We start from the raw sequence: 24279 nt of genomic DNA on the forward strand, positions 1-24279 counted from the left end.
CGCGGGTCCTGCCTTTCGAAGATGTCCGCGTGCGTTGTGTGGTCAGCGGGCGAGCAGAGCCGCCTGGTAGTCGAGGACAGCACTGCCCGGATGGCTGTTCGCGTACGTCTGGGCGTCGGCCTTGACCGCGAAGGGGCGTAACCGTTCATCGGGTCCCGCCGCCGGATCGCTCACCCAGGTGGCGGCGGCCGCGAAGATCCGGCTGCCCGTGGCGGTGTCGGGCACATACGCGACCCGGACCTGCCCGTCGTGCCGGGCGATCAGACGCAGCAGGCAGGTCGCGGTCTTGGCGACCTCGGTGGCGTCCGCGCCCTTGAACCACACCTCCGACGCGGTCGCCGGATTGTCGACGGCGCCGCCGCAGACGGTGTCCGTCCCGGTCAATGGGCTCGGCGAGGTGGTCGAAGCCTGTTGTCTGTCGTAATCGGGGCCGTAGAGCGCCCGCACGTACTGGTCGTTCACGAATTCACCGAGATTCAGATCGGCCAGCGCACCGAGTCCCTTCAGGAAAGGCAGTAGTTTGCCGAGCGCGTCGATCAGCTGCGGCTTGATCGTCGGATCGAAGTTCACCAGTCCATGGGGGCCGTTGTAGAGGTAGACGACTTCCGCTGGGATGCCGGTGATCTCGGCGACGCGCTGGGCCGCGGCCAGGGGATGCTGGTTGAGATAGTCCGTGGTTTCGCGCTGCGCAGCGAGGAAGGCGCCGACGATATCGGGGTTCTTCGTATCGAAACTCTTGTTCGCGACCACCGCGTGGAAGGTCGGAATGTTCGCGGCGCCACCGTCGTACAGCAAGCGTGCCTTGCCGTCGAAGACGAGTTTCTGCGGCCATGGCACGAACTGCGCCAGCGCGGACACCTGATCGCCCTGCAGGGCCGACGCGCCTACCGCGGGGTCCTGGCCGAGCAATTTCACGTCGTCCACGGTTAGCCCGGCACCGGACAGGCCGGTGACGAGCATGCCGTGCGCGGCCGACCCGACACTCGTCGAGACCACCCGACCGCGCAGATCGGCCAGACTGGCGGCGGGTGAATCCACCGGAACGACGATCTGGTTCAGCGAACCGCGCAGGTTGTAGCCGGTCACCGCGATCAGCTCGGAACGGACGTCCGAGTGGTCGCGGGTCTTGGACCCGTTGACCAGAATCGGGGCATCGCCCATGGAGCCGATATCCACCTGACCCGCCAGCATCTGCGCGGTCAGCGGCGGACCGGAGGCGAAATCCTTCCATTCCACCTTGTACGTCAGGCCTTTCGGCTTTCCGAGTTCGGCCAGTTCGGCTTCGAAGGTGCCCCGATCGCGCAGCAGTGTGCCCGCGGTGACGGTATTGATCGTCTTGGACTGATAGCCGATATTCACCGTGATCGTCTTGCCGTCGTCCGGTGTGCCGCAGCCCGCGACCACAGTGGCCGCGGTTGCCGCACCGAGCAGCAGCGCGATCCGCCGGATGGTTGGTGTCCTCATCGTGGTGTCCTCATCCCTGGTGGTCAGCGCAGCAAATACGGGATGTCGACGGTCACGGCCCCGACCGGGCAGCGCGCGGCACACGGGCCGCAGTACCAGCATTCGTCGACGTGCATGTACGCCTTACCGGTATCCGGGTGGATCGCCAGCGAATCCAGCGGGCACATATCGACGCACAGTGTGCAGCCATCGATACATTTCGTTTCGTCGACCGTGACCGGCACGTCGATGCGAGTGTTGACCTGGGCCATCAGGTTTCCTTTCCAGAGTTGGCAATGCCGATGCGGGCGAAGGCGCGGACATCGGCGTCCGGGTCCTCCATGGCTGTGCGGAGGGCGGCAGCGACCTCGGGACGAGTGGCGATCCGCTCGGCCAGCGCGCGCACGGCCGCCTTGCGGACATCGAGGTTGTCATCGGTGACAGCCGAGATGAGATGGGGTGCAGCGGTATCCGGGTCGGCGACCGCGAGTGCGATCGCGGCGCCCTGGCGGACCTGCCAGGCCGGATCACCCAGCGCCGTGGCAGCTACAACCGCCGCCTCGTCGCCGCACCCGGTCTGCGCGAACCCGGCCAGCGCGGCCGCGCGCACCAGCGGGTCGGGGTCGCCCGCCAAGCCGATCAGCCTCACTGCGCCGCGCGGATCCCCCACTGCCGCTATGCCTTTGGCGATGGCGATACGTACCAGCGGTGCCGCGTCGGCCGCGGCGGCGTCGAGTTCGGCCAGCGCGTCGACCGAGGTCAAGCCGCCGACCACGGTGGAGCGCACCGCCACGTTGGGATCGGCCAACCAGCCGGACAATTCGGCGGCTTCGGTGCGGCGATGTCGCCACAGCGCCTCGATCGCCGCCGAGCGGACCGCAGGTTCCTCGGCGTCGACGCATCCGCGCAGTGCCGCATCGAATTCCGCGCTCGGCACCAGCACTTCGAGCAGTTCGGTCAGCAAACCGATGGCGGCGTGCCGCACCGTCACATCCGGATCAGCCAGCGCGGCCGCGATGATCGGCGAGGCCGGGGCCCACTCCTCGGTGGTCTCGCTCAGCACCGAGAGCGCGGTGCGCCGGACCTCCGGATCCGGGTCGGCCAGAAACGGTCGCAACTCGTCGAGTTCCGGCCACTGCTCGGCCATCTCCATCAGTTGCAGCAGCCGGGCGCTCATCGGGCACTCCACGCGCCGACCAGTTCCGGTGCGGCCACATCGGCGACACCGTCCGGGCGCACGAAGCCGGGCACCGGGACGATATAGGGCTCGACCGGCCGGGTGGTGAACTGCATGACGCCGGTATCGCCGCGGAAGAGGTTGAGATGGCAGAACCACTCGGCGTCGTCGCGCTGCGGCCAGTCGGAGCGCTGATGGTAGAGCCCCCAACGGCTTTCGGTGCGCCGCAGGGACGCCCGCGCGGCCATCTCGGCGCAGTCGCGGATGAAGGTCACCTCCGCGCAGCGCATCAGCTCATGCGGTGTGTGCGCACCCATCTGCGCGATATCGGCGTGCATACGCTCGAACGCCTCCAGCCCGAGCGTGAGGTAGCGCTGCGTCTTCGGCGGTTGCAGATAATCGTTGACGAAGCGGCGCAGTTTGTACTCGACCTGCTGCTGCGGCGGACCGTCGGGATTGCTCAGCGGCCGGTAGATGAGCGCGTGCGCGGCCTCGATCTGATCCCACGGCAGTTCGGGGCGTGGTGCGCCGCTGGCGTATTCGCTCGCGCTCTCGCCCGCGATATCGCCGTAGACGAAGGCCCCGATCATGTAGTTGTGCGGGACCAGCGCCATATCGCCCGCCGCGTACAGGCCGGGCACGGTGGTCGCGGCGTGCTCGTCGACCCATACGCCGGACGCGGAATGTCCACTGCACAAACCGATCTCGGAGATGTGCATCTCGATATCGCGGGTACGGTAATCGGTGCCGCGACCGGCGTGGAAGGTGCCGCGGGTCGGGCGCTCGGTGGTGTGCAGGATGCCCTCGATCTGCCGGATCGTCGCATCCGCCAGATGGCTCAGCTTCAAATAGATCGGACCGCGCGCGCTGTCGAGTTCCCGCTTGACCTCGGCCATCATCTGCCCGGACCAGTAGTCGCAGTCGACGAAGCGGTTGCCATCGGCATTGACCTGATACCCGCCGAACGGATTGGCGACGTAGGCGCAGGCGGGCCCGTTGTAGTCCTTGATCAACGGGTTGATCTGGAAACATTCGATGCCGGACAGCTCCGCACCCGCGTGATACGCCATCGCGTACCCGTCACCGGCATTGGTCGGATTCTCGTAGGTGCCGTACAGGTAGCCGCTGGCGGGCAGCCCGAGCCTGCCGCACGCCCCCGTGGCCAAGATGACCGCGCCCGCTGCGATGGTGACGAATTCGCCGGTGCGGGTATCGAATCCGGCCGCGCCCACCGCACGTCCATCGACGGTGAGCACGCGGACCGGCATCACCCGATTACTGATGGTCACCTTGGCCCGAACGTCACGCGCCCGCAGGGTCCGATAGAGCACCTTCTTCACATCGCGCCCCTCCGGCATCGGCAGCACGTAGCTGCCGGAGCGATGCACCTTGCGCACGGCGTACTGCCCGTGCTCGTCCTTCTCGAACTTGACCCCATAGCCCTCCAGCCGCTGCACCATCTCGAAACCGCGGGTCGCGGTCTGATAGACGGTGCGCTGGTTGACGATTCCGTCATTGGCCATGGTGATATCCGCGACGTAATCCTCCGGGCTGGCCTTACCGGGCACGACGGCGTTGTTGACCCCGTCCATGCCCATGGCCAGCGCGCCGGAATGCCGCACGTGCGCCTTCTCGAGCAGCAGTACATTCGCGCCGTGCTTTGCGGCCGTCAGGGCTGCCATCGTGCCCGCGGTGCCGCCGCCGACGACGAGCACATCGCAGCTCAGCTCCCGGCGCCGCGCGGCCGGTGGGATATCCATTGACATAGAGATCAGCCCCTTTCGTTCGGTACGGCCGCACCGCGATTCGGTGTGACCGGTGTGCGGTGCAGTCGGCCCGACAGTGAGAACCGGTCGCCGCGATAGCGGACGTACTCGAGATCGATGGGCCGACCGGAGTCGGTGTAGGTGAGCCGTTCCAGGAACAGCAGCGGCGAACCGGGCCGGACTTCGAGCAGTCCGGCGACCGTGGGATCGGCCGCGACCGCTTCGATGGCGACCGCCGCCGCACCCAGTGGCAGCCCGAGTTCGGCCTCCAATAGGCCGAATACGTCGCAACAGGCCAAGTCCATCGCCAGCAGCGGTGCGCCGACATCGGCGGTGAGGTAGCTGGCATCCAGGGACAGCGGTACGCCGTCGAGGTATCGGATCCGCTCGAGCGCGACCACCTCGGTGCCCGCCGTCAGCTCGAGCCGCTCGGCGACGATCGGTGTCGCGGGTATCACTTCGGCCAGCAACACGCGGTTGACGACGCGATCGCTGCCGGTCTCGAAGGTTTCGGCCAGACCGCGCAACCGGTCCAGTCCCTGCACCACCTTGTCCGAGACCACGAAAGTGCCCGCGCCGGGCACCCGGTCGACCAAGCCCTCGTCGCGGATCAGGGCCAGCGCGTCGCGCACGATATTGCGGCTGGTCCCGAAGTCGGCCGCCAACTGCGACTCCGACGGTAGTGGTCGATTTCCGTAGACCCCGCTGCGGATGCGAGCCCGCAAGATGTCCCGGATGCGACGGGCCGGAGCCGAACGCCTGCCGGTGCGCGGATCCGGGGTGCCTGCCCGGGCCGGATATCCCGAATACGTTCTGCCTGTCATGCGGCAAATGCTGCGAACGATTGGTTACGCGCGACGTTTCGCGCAATTACCGATTGGTTACGCCAGTTGCCGACCGTGATGCGAGGCCTCTACCTGCACAGATATCAGCGCTGATCGGAGTATCACCAGTTGGCAGATCGATGTGCTTCCAGGTGTGCCGCATGTTTGACCAGAATTTCGGCGGGTCCCGACGGCGGCTGCTGTCGCCGCCAGACCGCACGGAACTTCCTCGTCAACACGACCGGTGCGGCCACGGGGACCGCGACGAGCATGCCCGCCGCCAGCGATGAGGCGGCGATCAGTCTGCTCAATACCGCGGGCGCGACACCACTGCACGCGGCCGCGACGATCGCCACCGCCGAGCCGAGTTCGGCAGCGGGCGCGGCGGGCCGACATTCGGCGCTGAGGATTTCCCACACGGTTTCCCTTGTCCCCGACCCCGGCTCACGCCACAGCAGCGCGGTGGTGGCGAGCTCGCGCAGCGTCACCGACTTGCGCCGACGTGCCCAGGGATGCGTCGGTGCGACCACGACGACCAGTTCGTCCACACCGAGGGCTCGGCCGCCGAGGCCGCGCGGCGGATGCGGTCCCTCCACGAAGCCGAGATCGGCCTCCGCGTCACGCACCAGCGCCTCCACTTGCCGCGTGTTCGCCACCTCCAGTGCCACCGTCACCTCAGGACAGGTGGCCCGTAACGCGTTGAGCCACTGGGGGATCCGATGATCGGCGATGGTCTTGGAGGCCGCGACGCGCAGCCGCGAGGTATCGGTGCGGTGCAGCGCGGCCACGCCCTCCACGAACGACCGCGCTGCCTCCAGCACCGGCAGCGCATGCGCGACGACGGCGCGGCCCGCATCGGTCAGTTCGGAACCCGAGGGCCCGCGCGCCAGGAGTTGCATCCGCAGGCGACGTTCCAGCGCACTGATCCGCATGCTCGCGGCGGGTTGGGTGATGCCGTGCCTACGCGCGGCCGCGCCGAGACTGCCGAGCTCCGCGACGGAGACCAGCAGATCGAGAACGTCCAGGTCGGGTGTGCCGGGTGGCAGGCTCATGGGCAACGATTATGGGCTGGTCGGGGGGATCCGGCAGCTCCTGGGGCATCAGCCGTGCTTATGAGCTCCGTTCGGATCGGCGGCTACCGGCACGGCGGCTCGGTCGTGATCGTGAGAAAGATGATGTGGCTACGCCGAAATCTTCCGGGGATCCTGCTCGCTGCCGCGGTGGCGACGGTCGCCACCGTGCTCGGCCGCGCCGTGCCGATGGTGGGCGCGCCGATCATCGCCCTGTTCGTCGGCGCGGCCCTCGGCGCGCTGGCGCGGGGAACCGTCACCGAGACAGGGGTTTTCGCGCCCGGATTGGCGCTGACACGGCAGCGGGTGCTCGGCGCGGCGATCGTCCTGCTCGGCCTCGGACTGCCGATCGGGTCGGTGCTGACCGTGGGGCGGCGGACCGCTGTCGTGCTGGTAGGCACCTTGGTCGTCGGTGCGGTGGCCGCGGTGGTGGTCGGCCGAATGCTCGCCTTGGACCGGGACTCGGCGACGCTGGTGGCGGTCGGTACGACGATCTGCGGTGCATCCGCGATCGCCGCCGCCACTGCGGTCATCAAGCCCGACCGGGAACGGGTCGGCTACGCCCTGGGGACCATCTTCGTATTCAATATCGTTGCGGTGCTGGTTTATCCGCCCCTCGGGCGGTTGCTCGGGATGTCTCAGGAGGCGTTCGGGCTATGGGCCGGGACGGCCATCAACGACACCTCTTCGGTGCTCGCCGCTGGGGTTATATTCGGCCCGGCCGCAGCGCATTTCGCCGTGATCGTGAAACTCGTCCGCAGTCTGACGATCGTGCCGATGTGTCTCGGGCTGTATCTCACCCGACGCCGACAGGACACTGAAGCATCACTGCGGCAGAGCTTTCCGCTCTTCGTCGCACTGTTCGCGGTGGCATCGATCGTCGCGGGATTCGGCCTGGTACCCGCCTCGTGGACGGCTCCGCTCGCCCAACTCAGCGCCTGGCTCATCGCGGCGGTACTCGCGGCCCTCGGCGCCGCCCTCACCTGGCACCAACTACGCACGACGGGTGCGCGCCCCCTGCTGTTCGGCGGGGTGCTTGCGGTGACGTTGGCCGTGAGCAGCCTTGCTCTCCAGACCGCCACGGGCTGGCGGTGATGGTTGGTCGTGCTCGGAACGAAGCTGGATGAAATCCGACGGATTTCGCCAATGTGGAAGCAAGTCTTCCGAACCCGCTGTGGCCGGCGGTTGCCTCGTCGCTCTGACCAGGTGGAATGAGGCAGCAAAGCGGGTTCAGGACGAAGGGACCAGGCCCAAGTCCGGGCCTGGTCCGTGTTCACTCCATGTTTTCAGCCGAAGTCGTCGAGATCCTGTCGGACGTCAGGTCCTTCGTAAGTCGGCTCGGTGTAGTGGCGCTCGGTGACCTCGCTACTGGCCTGGCCTAGCTAGTTGGGAAGCCTTTCGCTGGGCCGCGTTCGGCGCTAACCGATCCGCAGCGCGCTCAGGATCGGGTCGTAGGCCCAGTTCAACATGCGCTCGGCGTCGTCCTTTGCGGCGACGCCGCTGTCGGGTGAGCTGTGCAGGACCACACCGATCAGCGGTATTCCTGCCCTGACCGTCTCGAACAGCAGGCAGGTTCCCGCAGCGTCGGTGGATCCGGTTTTGATGCCGATAGTGCCGGGATAGTCGTGCAGCATCTTGTTCGTGGTCCGCCAGAGGTGAGCGCGGTTGTCCGGGCCGGCGGGCAGGTGATAGCTCTGCGACCCGGCGATGTCGCGGAACACTGGCAGGCTCATCGCGCGTAGGCCGAGGGCCACCAGGTCCGCCGGTGTGGAGTAGGTGGAGTAGTCAGTGGGGGCGGGCAGTCCGCTGGGATCAGTGAAATATGTTCCCGCCAGGCCCATTTGATGCGCGGTATCGTTCATTTTGGCGATGAAGCCGTCTTGGCCGGGCCCGTAGGCCTCGGCAAGGGCATAGGCGGCGTCGCAGCCGGACGGCAGCATCATCGCGTATAGGAGCTGTCGCGCGGTGAGCACCTCGCCGGGGACCAGGCCTGCGTTGCTTCCGTCGTACTTGGTGCCGTAGGCGATGATTTCTTGCGGCACGGTAATGGTCCGGTCGAGGTCGCCGGCGTTGATCACGACCAGTGCGGTCATAACCTTCGCGATGCTGGCTATCGGGACCGGGGTGTTCGGCTCGCGCGACCACAGCACCGTGCCGGTGATTCCGTCTGCCAGCGCTGCCCCCGAAGCCTGCACTGCGGCCGGCTCGGGAGTCGGCCAGGGCAACTGAATATGGGCGTCGCTCGCGGCGGGGGCGGCCGCGACACCGTGACCGGCTACCACGACCAACGCCCCCACGACGGCAGTCCGCAACAATTGGGCAAATGTTCGCATGGCCACATTCTGCCGTGCGAATCCGTCAACCAGTGGGATTTCACTGGCCGAATTACCTCGCCGTTTCGGCGACAGCAAGCCATTGGCTAATTCAGGACGTCTGTCAAGGATATGGCGGTTCCACGGCGCCTACGCTGTCCGTGGATTCATTCATGGCAGCCAAGGCAACCGATGCTCTCGCGTCTCCGCGCCCATTGGTGGCGATTCGATACAGCCGCAGCCGCAGCCGTAGCGCCCCTCGAACTGCCCGTAGGCGCGCCGGGCCCGCCAATACATCGCCTACGGCGTCCTCGGGCGAGAGCATGCCATGGCAGTGTGCGATCAGCTCGGGGCGGTACTGCTGGGCGAGAGTCATGAATTCCTCGGTGTCGACAGCCGGTGCGTCCACGTCGACTCCTCGCTTCGTGGGTTTGGAATACAGACACTCCGGCGCCGACACTCATCGGTCCGGCAGACGTAGTGCTGGTGACACCTTCTCGACATCGCCTGCGATACCTGGAATTCGGATGCTGGCGCGATCGCGCGGCCGCATTCGGCCGCACTACCGTGGCAATCGTGAACTCCGTCCGGTCATTCATATTCCACACCGCCGCTGTCGCAGCACTGCTCACGAGCGCAACGGCGTGTGGCCGATCCGATGATCCCGCGCCGCGGGCATACTCAGCCGAGCTGACGCAGGCGATCGATCGGATACTGCAGCAGAGTGTTCCGGGACTTCAGATGGTCGTCACCGAGAACGGCCACAACTCCTTCCGCGCTGCCGGAGTCGGCGATCTCGCGACCGGTCAGCCATTCTCCGACGACGCTCGCATCCGCATTGCCAGCAATACCAAGACCTTCGTCGCCACGGTCGTGCTGCAACTCGTCGGCGAGGGCAAGATCGACCTCGACGGTCCGATTGAACGCTACCTACCCGGCCTGTTGCAGGGCAACGGATACGCCGGCAATCGGATAACTGTGCGAAACCTGTTGCAGCACACCGCCGGAATCCCCAACTACATCGACCCGGCGAAGCTCTCGAAGAGCGTCGGCAACCGCCATCACCAGCCGCTCGAAGCGGATCAAGTCGTCCGCGAGACGCTGCAAACGAAAGCTGCACTGGGTGAGCCGGGTACGAGAATGGAGTACTCGAATACCAGCTATCTGCTGGCGGGCATGCTTATCGAGCGGGTCACCGGCCGGACGGTCCAGACCGAGATCACCGAGCGAATCATCGAACCCTTGCACTTGACGTCGACGTACTATCCCGAGCCCGGCGAATCAACGCTGCGGACACCCTATGCTCACGGTTACGACCTCGTCGACGGACAGCTCACGGAGGCAACGGAACTGGATGCCTACGGTGTCGGGGGAGCCGATGGCGCGCTCGTCTCGACCGGCGCGGAACTCAACCGCTTCTTTCTCGCGCTGCTCGACGGACGGCTACTACCGCCCCAGCTGCTGTCGGAAATGAAACGCACCGTGCCGAGTGATTTGCCGCTGCCCGGCCTGCAGGGGGCTGGCCTCGGCTTGTTCCGCTATGAGTTGTCGTGTGGATTGGAGGTGTGGGGACACGGCGGCAGCGCCCCTGGTTTCGTAACGACGGGTGGCGTAACAGCCGACCGTCGCGCGGTGACCCTGACCACCAATTTGCAGCCGCCCACAGCGCAATTCGTGGCAGCCCTGGGCGACGCCCGCGATGCCGCGATCTGCTCGGCGTAACCGTGGCAACCGATTTCAGGCGTTCAAGTACGCCAGCACGGCCTGCACCCGGCGGTGTCCACGCTGTTCGACGGTCAGGTCGAGCTTGGCGAAGATGGCGCGGATGTGTTTGTGCACTGCGGCGTCGCTGACGACCAATCGGTCGGCGATGGCGGAATTGTTGTGGCCATCGGCCATGAGCGCCAGGACTTCCCGTTCCCGAGCGGTCAAACCGGCTAGCGGTTCGCGGGCGCGGCGACGGCTCAGCAGCGTGGCGACCACCTCCGGATCGAGGACCATCGCGCCGCCCGCGACCCGACGCAACGTGTCGACGAAATCGGCGATCTCACCCACGCGTTCCTTGCGGAGATACCCGATGCCGCCGGTACTGTCGGCCAGCAGCTCACCGAACGCATCGATTTTGTCGATTCCGGACGACAGCACCAGCACCGGCAGGCCGGGATGACGCTGCCTGGCGCGCAGTGCCGCACGCAACCCGTCGTCGCTGCAGGCGGGTGGCATCCCGACATCGATGATCACCGCGTCCGGCCGGTCCGCGGAGACGGCGGCCAGGAAGTCGTCGGCGTTGTCACACGCCGCGGTCACCTCGAAACCGCGCGCGGTCAACAGCGCAGCAAGCCCCTCTCGCAACAGGGCATCGCTCTCGGCGATCGCGAGTCGCATACCGGCGCATCCGTTATTCGGGCCGTTCACCACGACCATCAGGCGATCAACGCGATCAGAGCGCGCATCGCTTCGGCGATGTATTCCACCCTCACCTCGGCAGGCCCGAGGGCCACCTGCTGTGACATTCCCGTCATCATGGCCTCGACCGCAGGCTGCAGGCGAGCAGCCTGCTTCGGCGTCGTCCTGGCTCCGGACTCGCCGAATTGCCGCCCGGTCAGCAGGCTCGCCAAGGAATCAGTGGTCTCGTGTGCCCGGGTGATCGACTCCATCAGTTCCGGCTCCCTGAGCCCGACCGCCAGCGCCTCCAACTGGAACGCGACCTTTATCCCGCTCATCTCCTCGGTGGCCGCCCGGTATGCGAGCGCGGCCAGTCCATCCAGGACGTCGGCCAGTGAATGCGCCGGATCATTCAGCGGCGCCAGGTCTTCCAGTTGCTCGGCGAGCATGCGTTGCATTGCGGCCAGCAGCAAACCGCGCTTGCTCCCGAAAATCGAGTAGATCGCGCCGGTCGTCATGTCCACCCGGGCGGCGATGTCCTCCAAGCGCGCGGCCTGGTACCCCTTCCCGGCTATCTCGGCTACGGCCGCGTCCATGAGCGACTCCCGATTGCGCTGTCGCGACTCGTCTCGGCGCATCGACTCCTCCAATCCTTCGGCGGCGACCACATCACAGTCATGATAATTTGATTATTACAGTAATCAAATTATCGAATCTAGGACAAAGGGGAATCGAGATGTTGCGTCGCGCCACCGTGACCGCCGCCCTTGCCGTTTCGATGCTGACGCAGCCCGGTTCGGCGGCAGCGGCCCCCGAACCCGCGTTGGATCGGTTCTACCGGCAAGACCTGGTCTGGCAGCCCTGCGGCGCCGCCGATCTCGATGCGGCAGGCGCGCAATGCGCCGACGTCACGGTGCCGTTGAACTACGCCGATCCGAGCGGCCGCACCATCACCGTGACCGTCTCCCGACTCGGCGCCACCGATCCGTTCCGGCGACAGGGAGTCGTCATGTCCAACCCGGGCGGACCCGGCGGCCCCGGACTCGACATGCAGCTGATCCTCCGGGAGGCGTACACATCGGACGTACTCGCCGAGTACGACCTCATCGGGATGGACCCACGCGGCGTCGGCCGGTCGGCACCGATCAATTGCCAGTGGCCGGTCGCGGGATTCCGGTCGTCGGGTGCCAATGCTGCCGACTACGCGAAATCCGTTGCCACCCAATCCGATCTGGCGCAGCGCTGCCGAAATGCCGCTGGCGATACGCTGCCGAACTTCACCACCCGCAACACCGCGAGGGATATGGACGTGATTCGCGGCGCGCTCGGCGAGGAGAAGATCAACTATGTCGGCGGGTCCTACGGCACCTATCTCGGCGCGGTGTTCATCCAGATGTTCCCCGAACGCAGCGACCGCATGGTGCTCGACAGCGCGGTCGATCCGCTGCGATACGGCGCAAACATGTTGCGGGACATGGGTCCCGCCAACGAGGCGGCACTGGATGCCTGGGCCGACTGGACCGCTGAGCGGGACGGTGATTACCACCTCGGCGCGGATCGCGGCCGGGTGCGCGCCGCCGTCGCGGACCTGATCCGCCGGGCCGGCAGCCAACCGATCCGCATCGGCGCATATGAAGTCGACGACAAGGCGCTGCCCACGCTCATCTTCGAGCCGGTGGCCCGTCCACGCAGCTACGGCGAATTGGCCGCACAACTACGCCAACTCATCGACGCCGCCGACGGCGGCACGGTACAGCCCGGCCCCGAACTGGACGAAGCGCTCGGCCGTCTACTCACCGGCCAGCCGGAGGACGACTCCCCGACGTGGGTGATCATGTGCAACGACATCCCCGCATCCCGCGACCCACTCGAGTACTGGAACAACCTCGAAGCCACCCGCTCGACACAGCCGGTATTCGGGCCGCTCCTCAACAACATCTCCCCGTGCGCATTCTGGGCCGACCCGATCGAGCCACCCACCCAGGTACGAAATGCGGTGCCCGCGTTGATCATGCAGGCCACCGGCGACACCCGCACCGTCTACGAATCCGGCGTCGCCCTGCACCGCGCAATGACCGGATCCCGGCTCATCACCGTGCCGAACCAGCGAATTCACGGCTTGTTCGGAAAATTCCCGTGCACCACCACTGCGGTGAACGCATATCTCGCCGACGGCACCCTGCCGGACACCGATCTCATTTGCGAAATGAACTGAGGGCGTGGCTTTCCCGCTCTCTCCTCGATGCCCTGGGCCTGTCTTTTCAACCTCGGGGGTCGCGCTGAACGTCGGCAAACGCGCTCTTTGTCGTGAGAAGTGTTGCTACCCGGGTAGTCACAGCCACCATCGACGGTCCACCCGAAGATTTCTGCCTTCTCGCCGAGAATGCGGACCGCGAGCGGGTCCGATGTCACGCATCATCCGGTAGTCCCCGAGCCGGATGCCGCTCACCGACGGAATTACGTCGACGATACGAGGCCGGTTTGCACGCCACATATTCACCACGCGTTCAGCCGGGGCGAGTAATCCGAAGTCATGGTGACCCAGCCCGACCGGGTGATGCGGTCCAACGTGATCAAGCGCGATTGGACCATCGATATTGTGCGCGTCTGCTCGATCACGGTGGTGGTTATCGTGCACTGGATATCGATCAGAGTCACAGTGGTCGATGGCACCGTTCGCGGCGACCCGGCGCTACATGGGCGACCCATCGGGGCACTGACCTGGCCGCTGCAGGTGATGCCGATGTTCTTCCTTGCGGGCGGATTCGCCAACACCCTGATCGTCGACCGATACCGTGCCCGAGGCCGAACCTACGGGGACTACCTCGGGTTGCGGGTGCGGCGGCTGACCACCCCGGTGATCGCGCTGATCGCCTTCATTGTCGCACTCGATATCGGCCTCGACGCCTTCTCCGAACCGGCCGCCGCGGCGGCCGCCGATGTCGTCGCCAGCCCGCTGTGGTTTCTCGCGGTGTACCTGATCGCGGCCATGGTCGCGCCATTTGCCGTTCGCGCACACGATGTTTCGGCATTGCTGGCGCCGGTGGTGTTGCTGGGCTGCTCATTCGCGGTGGACGTGCTGCGCTTCGGCGGGGTGGGCCGGTTCGCCGAATGGAATCTGATATTCGTCTGGCTGTTCTGCCATCAGCTCGGAATCCTCTACGCCCGTGGGACATTGGGTCCCATCGGGGACAGCGGTGTGCTGCTGATAGCGGCGGCAGGTATCGGCGTGCTGATCGTCATGGTAGTGCCGGGACCGTACTTTCCGACGATGCTCGGGCTGGCCGATGCCCCGGTCTCCAATCTCGCACCGCCGACGACGGCGATGTCTATTCTCGCGGTGACGCAGTTCGCGGTGCTCGTACTGGTATCCCGGCGGCTGACCGGCTGGCAGCCGCGCGGACGCGCCCGCCGTGTGATTACCACCGGTGCGACGCAGTTGATGAACATCTACCTCTGGCATATACCGGCAATGGCCATCGTGACAGGAGCGGCGTTGGCAGCTCCGCTGTTGCTGCCCAGCGATGCCGGCACCTGGTGGGTCGCACGCCCGCTGTGGATCGTCGCGGCCGCGGTCGTACTGTTCGGATTCGTCCGGATCACCGGTCGGTGGGACGCGTTCTGCGCCCGATACGCCGCCCGCACCGCAACACTTCCGGTCCTTGCGGGCTCAGTGCTAGCGGCGGCGGGCATCTTCGCGCTCTGGCGCTACGGCCTTTCGCCACATGGGATGGCTGGTCTCGCCGCGCTCTCCGTCGTCCTCGCCGCCGTACTTCTCACCACGACCCGGCGCACTCCATATTTTCAGTCGAAGTCGTCGAAGTCGTCGAGATCCTGCCGGACATCAGGTCCCTCGTAAGTCGGCTCGATGTAGTGGCGCTTGGTGACCTCGCTGCTGGCGTGGCCCAGCTGGGAAGCCGCCTTCTCTGGGTCCTTTAGACCGATCTTCGTGCCCACCGTCTTGCGGTAGGTGTGTGGATTCATCGGCAATTCCGTTAGGCCAGCTCGTGCGTGTGCCTGTTTGATCTGTGTGCGGACGTTGTTGGGGTGGTGGATTGTTCGTCTGAGGCTGGGAAAGATGAGGTCCTCGGGCTCGTGCGGTACCCGGTCGCGCCTACCGAGTAGGACAACCACCAGCCATTTGGAAAGTTTGAGCCGTCGGCGTGCCTGAGGACCTCCCTTGGGATAGGGCCGAACGTGGCACCGGTGCGCCGTGTGCAGTACCGGCCAGCAGGCCGAGACCGTAGTAAGTGCACCAGCAGCGGTCATGGTGCTTCCGCCGGGCACTGATATACGTGGGCTGTTCCGCTAGATCAACTGGTACCGGATGTTGATCTGACGTCCAGCTTTGATCCCGTACACCAGCGCCTCGAACTGCAACCGAGGTTGTTCGGGATGTCGTGCGTCCCAGGCTGATCGGAGTGGCTCGGACCGATCTGCGTCCAGCGCCGGAAGGGGAAATCCGTCTATCTCCGCGGTGAGCTCGGTGCCCATCCGGGTCAGCACAACCCACGCCGAACACGGCGTGCCCGACCACCATGAGGCCGTTGATCTCGCGATCAAAGTATGGTCGGATTTGCGCCGGGCCAAGGTCACACCCCCAGCCCGGTCAAGTGCGGGGAACAGTGGCACGGTTGGGTCAGCGGTACATCGTCTGACAGATGGCACCTGGTACATCTCAGTAGGTCCGGCGCGTCCGCATGGATACGGCGAGCGGCCCTATCGGCATCGAGTCAGAGTCGACATCCGCAACTCGGCATTATCGGACGTTCCGCGCCAACGGCCCGAGATAGCCTCGGGCCGTTGATCTTCGGACTGTCGCATCTGGCTGCCGGTAGGGGTGCCGACAGCATCGGCGATTACGAAATCTAGTCGGGGACTTCGAATATGCCGCTACTTGACCGAGTTGGCCAACCGATCGGCATATGGTGCAGTGAATTTTCCGACAATGGGAAGCTCTGCGCGGGCACCGCCGGTGTTGTTCGTCTGGACCATGGCCATGATCCAGACGACGACTGCGAAGACCGCGACTGCGAGTCCGGCGAGGCTGAAGATGATCCCCAGGACTCCGAGGAGCGAGCCGATGATGCTCAGAACAATATTGATCACCGAGACCGCCCCGAAGAAGACGATCGATTGCGAGGCATGGAATTTCACGTCGGGATCGTTCTTTCCCACAAATAGGAAGATGATTCCGGTGAGCCACCCCAGTGCGTAGGACAGGATCGCGCTGGTCTTTTTGTCCAAGCCGGCGGGCTGCGGTTGGTTCGTGGGAGGTTGAGAAGATGTCATGGGGTAAGTAGATGCCGCGCGCGCCACCTACCGATCCCAGGTTTCAGCACGAACCCACAGGTTGCGGGCCAACCGGCGACCGGGATCCTGGACGTGGTTCTCTCGAGGAGATGACTGCCAACGACCTCGAAACGACTGGGTGATGGCTCATTACACAATCGAGCACCGAAAAAGCCGCAGAGTAGCCGAGTCGGTCTCCGCGCAAGGGGCGCTGCACGGTCATCGTCATGGCGCAGTGTGTTCGGTCGGCCTCGAATCGATACAGCCACCTGAAGGTCGCCTGCCCCGCGCCGGCCGGACCGATCAGCGCGGTATTCGGCTACTTATCGTGCCTTTCTTCGGGGGGTCCGTCCGGCCGGCCGCTGATGGACACCGACGGTTTCACTTCCTGTCATGTGTGCGGTCAGGCGCGTCAGCAGGGAAACACAGTCGCGGAGTTGTCGCTGTTCGTCGGTGTCGAGGGTGTCGTGGATGGCGGTGTCGAGGGAGCTGGCGCGCTGTGCGCGCAGCTGCCGAAGGTGAGCGCGGCCGGTACCGGTGATGTGCAGCAGAACCTTTCGGCCGTCGTCGGGATGGGGCTCGGTGCGGATCAGGCCGGCGCCGAGGAGTTCCTTGACGGACTTGGCCGCCGACTGATGGGTCACCTTGCGCCGGTGCGCGAGATCGGCGGTGGTTTGGGGGCCGCTGCGGTCGAGGTGGCCGAGAATGGCCGCTTCGCCGGGCGGCATGGTGTCGGCGGTTCGCACGGTGCGAACCAGTTCCCCGATCGCTTGGCGCAGGTCCTCGGCGAGCGTGTCGTCTGCCATGGCTTCACCCTACCTGGATCATGCACCCTAGTTGTACAATTAGATTGTACAACTAGGGTGTATAGACTTAATGCTCGAGGAGAGCCTCCATGCAACTCACCAAGTTCGGCCACGCCTGCGTCCGCATCGACAAGCGCGACTGCCGCCTGGTCGTCGACCCCGGCGGGCTCACCGAACCGGAGGCCCTGGCCGATGTCGATGCGGTTCTGGTCACCCATGAGCACTTCGACCATTTCTCTGAGGAGACATTGCGCCGGGCCGCCGAACGCAATCGTGCCCTGCGGATCTGGACCAACACCGCTGTCGCTGCACGGTTGACTGGTCTGGGTAACAGGGTGACCGCCGTCGGTGCGAGCGAGGCATTCACCGCGGCCGGTTTCGAGGTGAAGGTCTACGGCACCTGGCATGCCGTCATCCACCCCGATATCCCGCGGGTAGGCAATATCGGCTTTCTCGTCGACGACACCGTGTTCCATCCCGGAGACGCGTACACCGTTCCGGATACCCCGGTCGACACCCTGCTACTGCCCGTGCACGGCCCCTGGTCCACCACCGGACAACTGATCGACTACGTACGCGAAGTTGCCCCCGCACAGACATATGCCATCCATGACGGCGCCCTCAACGACATCGGAACCGCAATGGTCGGCGGCCTGCTAGGCGACAACGGCCCCGGCATCGGAGCCTCGTACCGACGCTTGACCACGGGCACTTCGATCGACCTCGACACCGACCGCCGCGCCGAGGAGTGACAACCGAACCTGCTGTGCCCAAGGCGAACTCGGTGGCCGACGCGGCCGACATTCGAAGCAAGCGAACACTCGCACATCGGCATTTCCGCGTGTTCCGGATGGCAGTATCGGTGTCGCTTCGTGACCTCGTGCCGCTCTCCTCCAATGAGTGAGGCTGCCGACGCCTCAGTTCCGTGGGTCTGCCGCACCGATCGTCGGAGAAGCATCGACCCGTTGTCTTCGTGGGTCTCGTGACTTCGAGTGAGATAGATTTTCTGACTGGAGCGGTGGGGTTCCCGCTCGCCAGTTGGACCAGGAGGGGACAGCGTGTTGGAACGATCAAACGGGCAGCGGCCGCTCTGAGTCGGCGCTTGAAGGGCACGGCGAGCGGGACCGCGGCCACTTCTGATGAGGCCGATCCAGTCTCGCTGATGGAAGACCTTCTGCTACTGCAGGAGCAATGCCTCGGCCACGACCACCCGGACACCAACGAGACGCGCGATCGTCTCGCCGACGCTTATCATCGGGCAGGGCGGGGGGATGACGAAGTTCCGCTTTTGAAGCAGCTTCTGGCGTACCGGGAGCGCGTCCTCGGTCACGATCACCACGACACCAACGTCGTACACAATCGACTCGGCGGCACCTATATGTCGCTGAGTCGATGGGACGAAGCCATTCCGCACTTCGAACAACTTCTCGCGTATCGCGAGAAATGTTCGGACCCCAGGTGTATTCCGTCGTTGGCGCTCGCCGCGTACTTGGCGTGGCGTGCTACCGGGCGTGCCGATATGCCGAGGCCGTCGAGTTGTTCGAACGGAACCTGACGTACGTCGGGAGAAGCGGCGCCGACACCTACGAAGATCGCTGCAATCTCGCTGCCGCCTATGAGGCTGCGGGTCGTTGGGATCAGGCGATCCCGTTGTATGAAGAGCTCTTGGCTTACCGGGAACAGCTTGTCGGGCACAATGATCCCTTCGCGCAGCGCGCCCGCGACGACCTTGTTCGCGTGTACCGGTCGGCGGGCCGACCCGACGAGGCTGCCGCCTTCTCCGAAGCAGGACCGCGCTGACCGTCCTCGTCGACACAGGACTGACGGCATCTCGAGCTTGCACGGGCGGTGCGGCACGTCGAGACTTTCCGCGCTACGTGCACGTCCGGCGTGTTCGTCGTTGGCGCATGCGAATACCCGGAATCCGCATGTGGGCGCGTTCGGCCACAGGTCGAGTTCCGTTGCGGGACAATAGTTCAGAAACTTCTCACCGACCGCTCAACGGCATTGCCGTGCGTTCTCTCGGGGGTACTGCAACGGCACTCGGTTCGGTAGTGTGCTGGTGGCGGTGTGGGATGTTGTTGCGGCGGAGTTGGATTCGCTGTGTGTGAGGATCGGTGGCCGTTCACGCGGTCGAAGCCGCGGGGCCGGGCGCGGGGGTAGGTGGCCGGGTTGGATCGGAAAGGTCCAAGTGTCATGTCCCGGCGTGTCCCTCTTGGCCACGCCCGCAGATTTCCCGGCTACGCAATCGCACGGCAACCCATCAGGCGCGACTGCCTCGCACTTGAGGGGTTGCCTGCCAGTACCGGCGTCATCAGCCACGTTCACCAGCAGTCGATGCCTGGCAGTTCGCCGGCGATGCTCAGCGACCCGGCGATCTCGGCATGGGCTTGCCTAGGGGAGCGACCGAAAACGAGCCTTATGCGGCCGTTCCGCGCGCGGAGTGAGCGCGCGGCTTGCCGCGCGACTGACCATGCGCCGCGCTGCCGTTGCGACGACCGCTGCCTTGGCGCGGTCCGCCACTGCCCCTGCGCGCTCCGCCACTGCTACGGTACGGTCCGCTGCTGCTGCGGCGGTCGTCTTCACGTGCCGCCCGCTCGCTGTAGGAGGGCGCGACGAATGGGGCAATCGTGCCGACGAGCTCGGCCACCACGGGCGAATCGGCGGTGACCCGTTGCGGAGTCACAGTGATCTTGGCCTTGCGCATGAGGTCGGCCAGGTCGCGTCGTTCGCCGGGCAGCACCAGGGTGATCACGTCACCGGAGTTGCCAGCCCGCGCGGTACGGCCCGAACGGTGCAGGTACGCCTTGTGTTCGGCGGGCGGATCAACGTGCACGACCAGCTCGACACCGTCGACGTGCACGCCGCGCGCGGCCACATCGGTCGCCACCAGCACCAGGGCATCACCGGCGGCGAAGACCGCGAGGTTGCGGTCGCGGGCGCCCTGCGAGAGGTTGCCGTGCAGATCGACGGCCGGAATTCCGGCGAGGGTCAGCTGCTTGGCCAGTTTGCGAGCCTGATGTTTGGTGCGCATGAACAGGATTCGCCGACCCGAGCCGGAGGCGAGCCGGTGTACGACCTCGCGCTTGGCTTCGACGCTCGCGGTTTCGAAAACGTGATGGGTCATGGCGGCGACCGGGGAGTTCGCCTCATCGACGGAATGCAGCTTGGCATCCGGCAGGAAGCGGCCGACCAGCTTGTTGACGCCGTTATCCAGGGTGGCCGAGAACAGCAGGCGCTGACCGTCATTCGGGGTGGCCGCGAGAATGCGGGTCACGCCTGGCAGGAACCCGAGGTCGGCCATGTGGTCGGCCTCGTCGATCACGGTGACCTCGACGGCATCCAGGGAGATCAGACGTTGGTTCATCAGATCCTCGAGCCGGCCGGGGCAGGCGACGACAATGTCGACACCGGCGCGCAGCGCCCGGACCTGCCGGTTCTGCGGGACCCCACCGAAAATCGTGGTGACGGTCATGCGATAGGCCGCGGCGAGGGGTTCCAGCGCGGCCGTGATCTGGGTGGCCAATTCCCGAGTCGGCGCCAGCACCAGGCCGGTCGGGCGGCTCGGTGCGCGCCTACCGGCGAGACCGCCGCCGAGACGGTTGACCATCGGGATGGCGAAGGCGAGCGTCTTGCCGCTGCCGGTCCGGCCACGGCCCAGCACGTCGCGTCCGGCCAGCGAATCGGGCAGGGTGTCGGTCTGGATCGGAAAAGGTTCGGTGATCCCGGCGCGAGTCAACGCCTTCACCAGCGGTGCGCTCACGCCGAGCGCGGCAAAAGAGATGTCAGCAGAACTCATAGGTGTTGCGGTGCCTTTCGGACATCAGGCGGTGCCCGAGCCGTCTGTGGACCTTCCAGGTCCGCGCCGGGGCACGAAATGGCGAGATTGCCAATGGGCAAAATCGATCGCCGTAAGAAGAGCGGATGCGGCAAGCGCTGGTTGCGAAGCGAATGCGATCTACGACGCTTGGCGTGACATGTCACGCACTTGATCAACAATAGCCTGTGATGGGCGGTTCGTACTCATCGGGTGACGTTTCTCGCCTCTGGCCAGGGCTGGGCCGCCAGGCTCGTGTTCAAATCCGAGTGTCGACCATAGGGTTCACGGAACCGGCAGCGGCATCACGGCGGAGGTGTCGTAAAAAGATCTTGGGCATGAGAATCGGCTCCGGGCGGGTCTCCACCCGCGATCAGCATCCCGAGACCCGATACGACGCGCTCACCGTGGCCGGGTGTGAGTAGATCTTCCTCGACAAGGCTTCCGGCAAGCTTTCCTCTCGTCCGGAACTGGACAAGGCGCTGCTGGTGGCCAACCTGCGAACCGTCCAACGCCATCGTCATCATCGACAAGCTCGAAACCCTGCGACTGATCGGGCGGCAAACCCACCACCGACCGCCGGGCCAAGCAGCTGACCCTCACACCCGAAGGCGCCGAACCACGAGGCGATTGCCCGCAAGCTCGGAATCACTGTGAGCACCCTGCAAACCCGGATCCTGCGCTGCGACTGCCTGATCCTGTCGCCAGCCGAGCAACGCATCTCCGACAACCTCGACGCCCTCATCGAACACGGAGAGCCGTTCACCCTCGAGCAGGTCTGCCCGCTCGATGACGTGACAGTCCACTGGCTGATCAGCGCTGCCTTCAAACGGGGTCGCATCCGCTCATCGCAGACACGGTCCAGGAGAACACAGCAGCCCCCGGTGTACACGCCGGTCCGGAGCCGCCCATGACCGCGCACGAGATCACCAGTGCGCCAGCGCGATTGCCCCTGTCGAGCGAGCTCGATCCGTTCGGCGACGGCCAGGAATGGTCTGTGATCCGCCAATGCCGCGATATCCACGGCCAGGTGGTGCGCGTGCTGTATGAGTGCCGCTATCGCATCGAGAGCGGTATCGGTAGCGCGTGGGTGACCCGAACGTCGCTGGCACGACGGTGAACACGAATCCCGTGATGTCGAGCCGATCGACTGACGCCGCCTTCGTTGATTCCGTGTTCATCGTCGGCTGCATCGACACCAGCGTTCCGGTGCTGGATGCCATTGCAGCGCCTTGCTGCTCGGAGTACACCGATGCCCGTTGAATCCTGCGACGAGATCAAGAAGGACACTCGCGGCTATTGCAAGGTCAGCCTCGACTTCCTCGAGAACCACAAAAATGAGCATGCCGGTGGCCAGCGGCGACCGCGCAAGCCGAGGCCACTGACGGCGGGTTCTTGTAGAACTGTTGCTCCTGCGGCTAGGACACGGAACAGTGGGTGGTAGGCACCGAAATGTGTTCCGTCGCTCCAAGGTTCGACCATAGGAAGTAGATCTCTGTGCGCTTCGGCATCTTCATCCCGCAAGGTTGGCGGCTCGATCTGGTGGGTATCGACCCGGCGGCGCAGTGGGGAGTGATGCGGGATCTCGCCCAACGCGCCGATGCCGGGAGCGCCTGGGATTCACTGTGGGTGTGCGACCACTTCCACACCATTCCGTTGCCGAGTGAGGAGGCCACGCACGAGGCGTGGACGCTGATGTCGGCGTTCGCCGCGTCCACCTCGCGAATTCGGTTGGGGCAGATGTGTACCTCCATGAGCTTTCGCAATCCGGCCTATTTGGCCAAGGTCGCGGCGACAGTGGATCTGATCTCGAATGGTCGGGTCGAGATGGGCATCGGGGGTGGCTGGTACGAACACGAATGGCGCGCGTACGGGTACGGATTCCCTACCACAGGAGATCGGCTCGGCCGCCTCGACGAGGGCGTACAGATCTTCCGGCAGGCATGGACCACCGGTACCGCCACCTTCGACGGCACGCATTACCAGGTCAACGGGGCCATCGTGCGGCCACTCCCATTGCAGGAGGGCGGGATTCCGCTGTGGATCGCGGGCGGCGGTGAGAAGGTGACGTTGCGGATCGCAGCGAAGTACGCCCAGTACGCCAACTTCAACGGTGACCCCGAAGGCTTCACCCACAAGTCTGACGTGTTGCGCGCCCATTGTGCTGATGTCGGAACAGATTTCGACTCGATCGTGCGGACGGCGAACTACAACGTCGCGATCGGCGCGACGGAAGCCGAAGTCGAACAGCGCCTGCAAGCGCTGCAAGCACGATTGATACCCTTCGTCGGCGCGGACGTGGCGGCAGGCTACGTCAACGAGCTCTATCGCGGAACCGCCGCTGTCGGCACTCCCGAGCAGATCGTCGAAAACCTCACTAAGGTCCGCGATCTCGGCTTGGGCTACGCAATCTTCGACTTCCCTGAGGCAGCGTACGACACCTCTGGCATCGAGCTGTTCGAGCACGAGGTCGTCCCGGCCCTGGCCTGAGCCCTCCAACCCCGAACACCCGGCGGCTCCAGATCTCGTCGGCCGTGGTTCTGGCCCAGATCGCCGCGTCGCGGTGTTCGTGTACGGCGGAGTCGTCGTTGGCGCTCGATGACGACAGCGGCGCCAGGCGATACCCACAGCCATCGACAGCTGGGCCGCTATCTTCGCGGTCATGTGTTGTTCCCGGATCCCGGGCAGTGGCAGGAAACCGAGAACAGCCGCCGCGCCAAACGGTTTCGGCAAGTGTTACGCCGCCCCATCGACACCCGTGGCTACCTCACCGTGACGGTGAATCCAGCAGACCCCATGTCACCGCCACCACGACACCGCACCTGGCTCGACTTCACCAACGACGGCCGCTACCTGCTCACCGTCGGTCACGACATGACCCTCACCCCTGTTGGCGACAGCGAACTCGCCCAACACATCACTCATCTCGCTCGAATCCGCTGACCAGCGTCACACCTCCGTCGTGGGTTTGTCGAGCTCACCGCCCCTGATAGCCGCACTTATGTGTGAGCTCGCGCCAGACTCGCCCTGTGTTGCTGTGCAAACAGGTCGCGATTCACTGGAACACGTACCGAGAGGACTGCAGCGACTGAAATCGGGTGTCGGCTGCCAGGGAATGGTTCTCGCGCGGATACGTGATCATTTCGCTGAGAGGTGCTGGTCGATGGCAGCGTGGACGAGCAGTAAGCGTTTTCGCAGCAGGTCCAGTTTCGCCCGGCGTTTCTGGTCTTATTTACGGTGCCCCAGCCGACGAATACAAGCAGTTCAGCCGCGCATACGGATTCGACATCGCGGACTAGGCCGGTTACGAGTGGCTACGGGACCTGCGGGAGCTGCGGATGATCACGACGAACGCGCGGAAGTCCGAACCCGGCTCAAGCGCTGCGT

General features: G+C 65.3%; 24 protein-coding genes and 1 pseudogene. 11 read left to right on the top strand and 14 right to left on the bottom strand.

Features of this window, described 5'->3' with window-relative positions; translation table 11 throughout:
• Nucleotides 1-42: 42 nt before the first annotated feature.
• The 5 genes and pseudogenes from ACQP1G_RS19630 to ACQP1G_RS19650 form a co-directional block, all read right to left on the bottom strand.
• Nucleotides 43-1464, bottom strand: a complete 1422-nt coding sequence (locus ACQP1G_RS19630) for an ABC transporter substrate-binding protein (RefSeq protein ID WP_433206293.1) — start codon at nucleotides 1462-1464, stop codon at nucleotides 43-45.
• Nucleotides 1465-1487: 23 nt separating this feature from the next.
• Nucleotides 1488-1715 (bottom strand): 4Fe-4S dicluster domain-containing protein, encoded by a 228-nt coding sequence (locus ACQP1G_RS19635; protein ID WP_433206296.1) that lies wholly within the window; start codon nucleotides 1713-1715, stop codon nucleotides 1488-1490.
• Nucleotides 1715-4380 (bottom strand): annotated as a pseudogene (locus ACQP1G_RS19640) (fumarate reductase/succinate dehydrogenase flavoprotein subunit). The gene ACQP1G_RS19635 and the pseudogene ACQP1G_RS19640 overlap by 1 nt, the downstream one beginning before the upstream one ends.
• Nucleotides 4381-4391: 11 nt before the next feature.
• Nucleotides 4392-5210, bottom strand: a complete 819-nt coding sequence (locus ACQP1G_RS19645) for a GntR family transcriptional regulator (protein WP_433206299.1) — start codon at nucleotides 5208-5210, stop codon at nucleotides 4392-4394.
• A gap of 122 nt (nucleotides 5211-5332) precedes the next feature.
• A complete protein-coding gene (locus ACQP1G_RS19650; RefSeq protein WP_433206302.1) occupies nucleotides 5333-6262 on the bottom strand; it encodes a LysR family transcriptional regulator in 930 nt (309 codons plus the stop codon).
• A 60-nt stretch (nucleotides 6263-6322) separates the two neighbouring features.
• Here ACQP1G_RS19650 and ACQP1G_RS19655 point away from each other — a divergent pair, with 60 nt between their 5' ends.
• On the top strand, nucleotides 6323-7375 hold the full coding sequence (locus ACQP1G_RS19655) for a YeiH family protein (protein ID WP_433206305.1): 1053 nt from the start codon (nucleotides 6323-6325) through the stop codon (nucleotides 7373-7375).
• Between the two features lie 323 nt (nucleotides 7376-7698).
• Here the strand turns inward: ACQP1G_RS19655 and ACQP1G_RS19660 are convergent, their stop codons facing one another.
• Nucleotides 7699-8613, bottom strand: a complete 915-nt coding sequence (locus ACQP1G_RS19660) for a D-alanyl-D-alanine carboxypeptidase family protein (protein WP_433206308.1) — start codon at nucleotides 8611-8613, stop codon at nucleotides 7699-7701.
• 103 nt (nucleotides 8614-8716) lie between these two features.
• Nucleotides 8717-9001 (bottom strand): hypothetical protein, encoded by a 285-nt coding sequence (locus ACQP1G_RS19665; protein WP_433206311.1) that lies wholly within the window; start codon nucleotides 8999-9001, stop codon nucleotides 8717-8719.
• Between the two features lie 167 nt (nucleotides 9002-9168).
• Here ACQP1G_RS19665 and ACQP1G_RS19670 point away from each other — a divergent pair, with 167 nt between their 5' ends.
• Entirely contained in the window at nucleotides 9169-10314 is a 1146-nt protein-coding gene (locus tag ACQP1G_RS19670; protein ID WP_433206314.1) for a serine hydrolase domain-containing protein, read from the top strand.
• 15 nt (nucleotides 10315-10329) lie between these two features.
• On the opposite strand, the gene ACQP1G_RS19675 is transcribed toward ACQP1G_RS19670, so the two are convergent.
• Nucleotides 10330-10977, bottom strand: a complete 648-nt coding sequence (locus ACQP1G_RS19675; RefSeq protein WP_433206317.1) for a response regulator — start codon at nucleotides 10975-10977, stop codon at nucleotides 10330-10332.
• 38 nt (nucleotides 10978-11015) lie between these two features.
• Nucleotides 11016-11615, bottom strand: coding sequence for a TetR family transcriptional regulator (locus ACQP1G_RS19680; protein WP_433208666.1), 600 nt, complete (start codon nucleotides 11613-11615; stop codon nucleotides 11016-11018).
• 98 nt (nucleotides 11616-11713) lie between these two features.
• On the opposite strand from ACQP1G_RS19680, the gene ACQP1G_RS19685 reads away from it, so the two are divergent.
• Entirely contained in the window at nucleotides 11714-13192 is a 1479-nt protein-coding gene (locus ACQP1G_RS19685) for an alpha/beta fold hydrolase (RefSeq protein ID WP_433206320.1), read from the top strand.
• A gap of 318 nt (nucleotides 13193-13510) precedes the next feature.
• On the top strand, nucleotides 13511-14836 hold the full coding sequence (locus ACQP1G_RS19690; protein WP_433206323.1) for an acyltransferase family protein: 1326 nt from the start codon (nucleotides 13511-13513) through the stop codon (nucleotides 14834-14836).
• Here ACQP1G_RS19690 and ACQP1G_RS19695 read toward each other — a convergent pair.
• The 4 genes from ACQP1G_RS19695 to ACQP1G_RS19710 form a co-directional block, all read right to left on the bottom strand.
• Complete coding sequence (locus tag ACQP1G_RS19695; RefSeq protein ID WP_433206326.1) at nucleotides 14782-15246, bottom strand: tyrosine-type recombinase/integrase; 465 nt, start codon at nucleotides 15244-15246, stop codon at nucleotides 14782-14784. The genes ACQP1G_RS19690 and ACQP1G_RS19695 overlap by 55 nt on opposite strands.
• 39 nt (nucleotides 15247-15285) lie before the next feature.
• Entirely contained in the window at nucleotides 15286-15471 is a 186-nt protein-coding gene (locus ACQP1G_RS19700) for a hypothetical protein (RefSeq protein ID WP_433206329.1), read from the bottom strand.
• A 399-nt stretch (nucleotides 15472-15870) separates the two neighbouring features.
• Entirely contained in the window at nucleotides 15871-16296 is a 426-nt protein-coding gene (locus ACQP1G_RS19705) for a DUF4870 domain-containing protein (RefSeq protein ID WP_433206332.1), read from the bottom strand.
• A gap of 296 nt (nucleotides 16297-16592) precedes the next feature.
• The gene (locus ACQP1G_RS19710; RefSeq protein WP_433206335.1) at nucleotides 16593-17075 is read right to left on the bottom strand and encodes a MarR family winged helix-turn-helix transcriptional regulator; all 483 of its coding nucleotides are present in this window, start codon (nucleotides 17073-17075) and stop codon (nucleotides 16593-16595) included.
• Between the two features lie 89 nt (nucleotides 17076-17164).
• On the opposite strand from ACQP1G_RS19710, the gene ACQP1G_RS19715 reads away from it, so the two are divergent.
• The 3 genes from ACQP1G_RS19715 to ACQP1G_RS19725 all read left to right on the top strand — a co-directional run bounded on the left by ACQP1G_RS19715 (nucleotide 17165) and on the right by ACQP1G_RS19725 (nucleotide 18875).
• Nucleotides 17165-17827, top strand: a complete 663-nt coding sequence (locus ACQP1G_RS19715; RefSeq protein WP_433206338.1) for an MBL fold metallo-hydrolase — start codon at nucleotides 17165-17167, stop codon at nucleotides 17825-17827.
• 350 nt (nucleotides 17828-18177) lie between these two features.
• Complete coding sequence (locus ACQP1G_RS19720) at nucleotides 18178-18630, top strand: tetratricopeptide repeat protein (protein WP_433206341.1); 453 nt, start codon at nucleotides 18178-18180, stop codon at nucleotides 18628-18630.
• A complete protein-coding gene (locus tag ACQP1G_RS19725; protein WP_433206344.1) occupies nucleotides 18612-18875 on the top strand; it encodes a tetratricopeptide repeat protein in 264 nt (87 codons plus the stop codon). Before ACQP1G_RS19720 ends, ACQP1G_RS19725 begins: the two co-directional genes overlap by 19 nt.
• 619 nt (nucleotides 18876-19494) lie before the next feature.
• On the opposite strand, the gene ACQP1G_RS19730 is transcribed toward ACQP1G_RS19725, so the two are convergent.
• Entirely contained in the window at nucleotides 19495-20874 is a 1380-nt protein-coding gene (locus ACQP1G_RS19730) for a DEAD/DEAH box helicase (protein WP_433206347.1), read from the bottom strand.
• Between the two features lie 671 nt (nucleotides 20875-21545).
• Here ACQP1G_RS19730 and ACQP1G_RS19735 point away from each other — a divergent pair.
• The 4 genes from ACQP1G_RS19735 (at nucleotide 21546) to ACQP1G_RS19750 (ending at nucleotide 23835) form a co-directional block, all read left to right on the top strand.
• A complete protein-coding gene (locus ACQP1G_RS19735; RefSeq protein WP_433206350.1) occupies nucleotides 21546-21806 on the top strand; it encodes a hypothetical protein in 261 nt (86 codons plus the stop codon).
• Nucleotides 21803-22012 (top strand): hypothetical protein, encoded by a 210-nt coding sequence (locus ACQP1G_RS19740; protein WP_433206353.1) that lies wholly within the window; start codon nucleotides 21803-21805, stop codon nucleotides 22010-22012. Before ACQP1G_RS19735 ends, ACQP1G_RS19740 begins: the two co-directional genes overlap by 4 nt.
• 377 nt (nucleotides 22013-22389) lie before the next feature.
• On the top strand, nucleotides 22390-23382 hold the full coding sequence (locus tag ACQP1G_RS19745; RefSeq protein WP_433206356.1) for a TIGR03560 family F420-dependent LLM class oxidoreductase: 993 nt from the start codon (nucleotides 22390-22392) through the stop codon (nucleotides 23380-23382).
• A 108-nt stretch (nucleotides 23383-23490) separates the two neighbouring features.
• Nucleotides 23491-23835, top strand: a complete 345-nt coding sequence (locus ACQP1G_RS19750; protein ID WP_433206359.1) for an ESX secretion-associated protein EspG — start codon at nucleotides 23491-23493, stop codon at nucleotides 23833-23835.
• The last annotated feature ends 444 nt before the right edge of the window (nucleotides 23836-24279 follow it).

This window comes from Nocardia sp. CA-107356, assembly GCF_050946365.1.
GTDB lineage: Bacteria > Actinomycetota > Actinomycetes > Mycobacteriales > Mycobacteriaceae > Nocardia.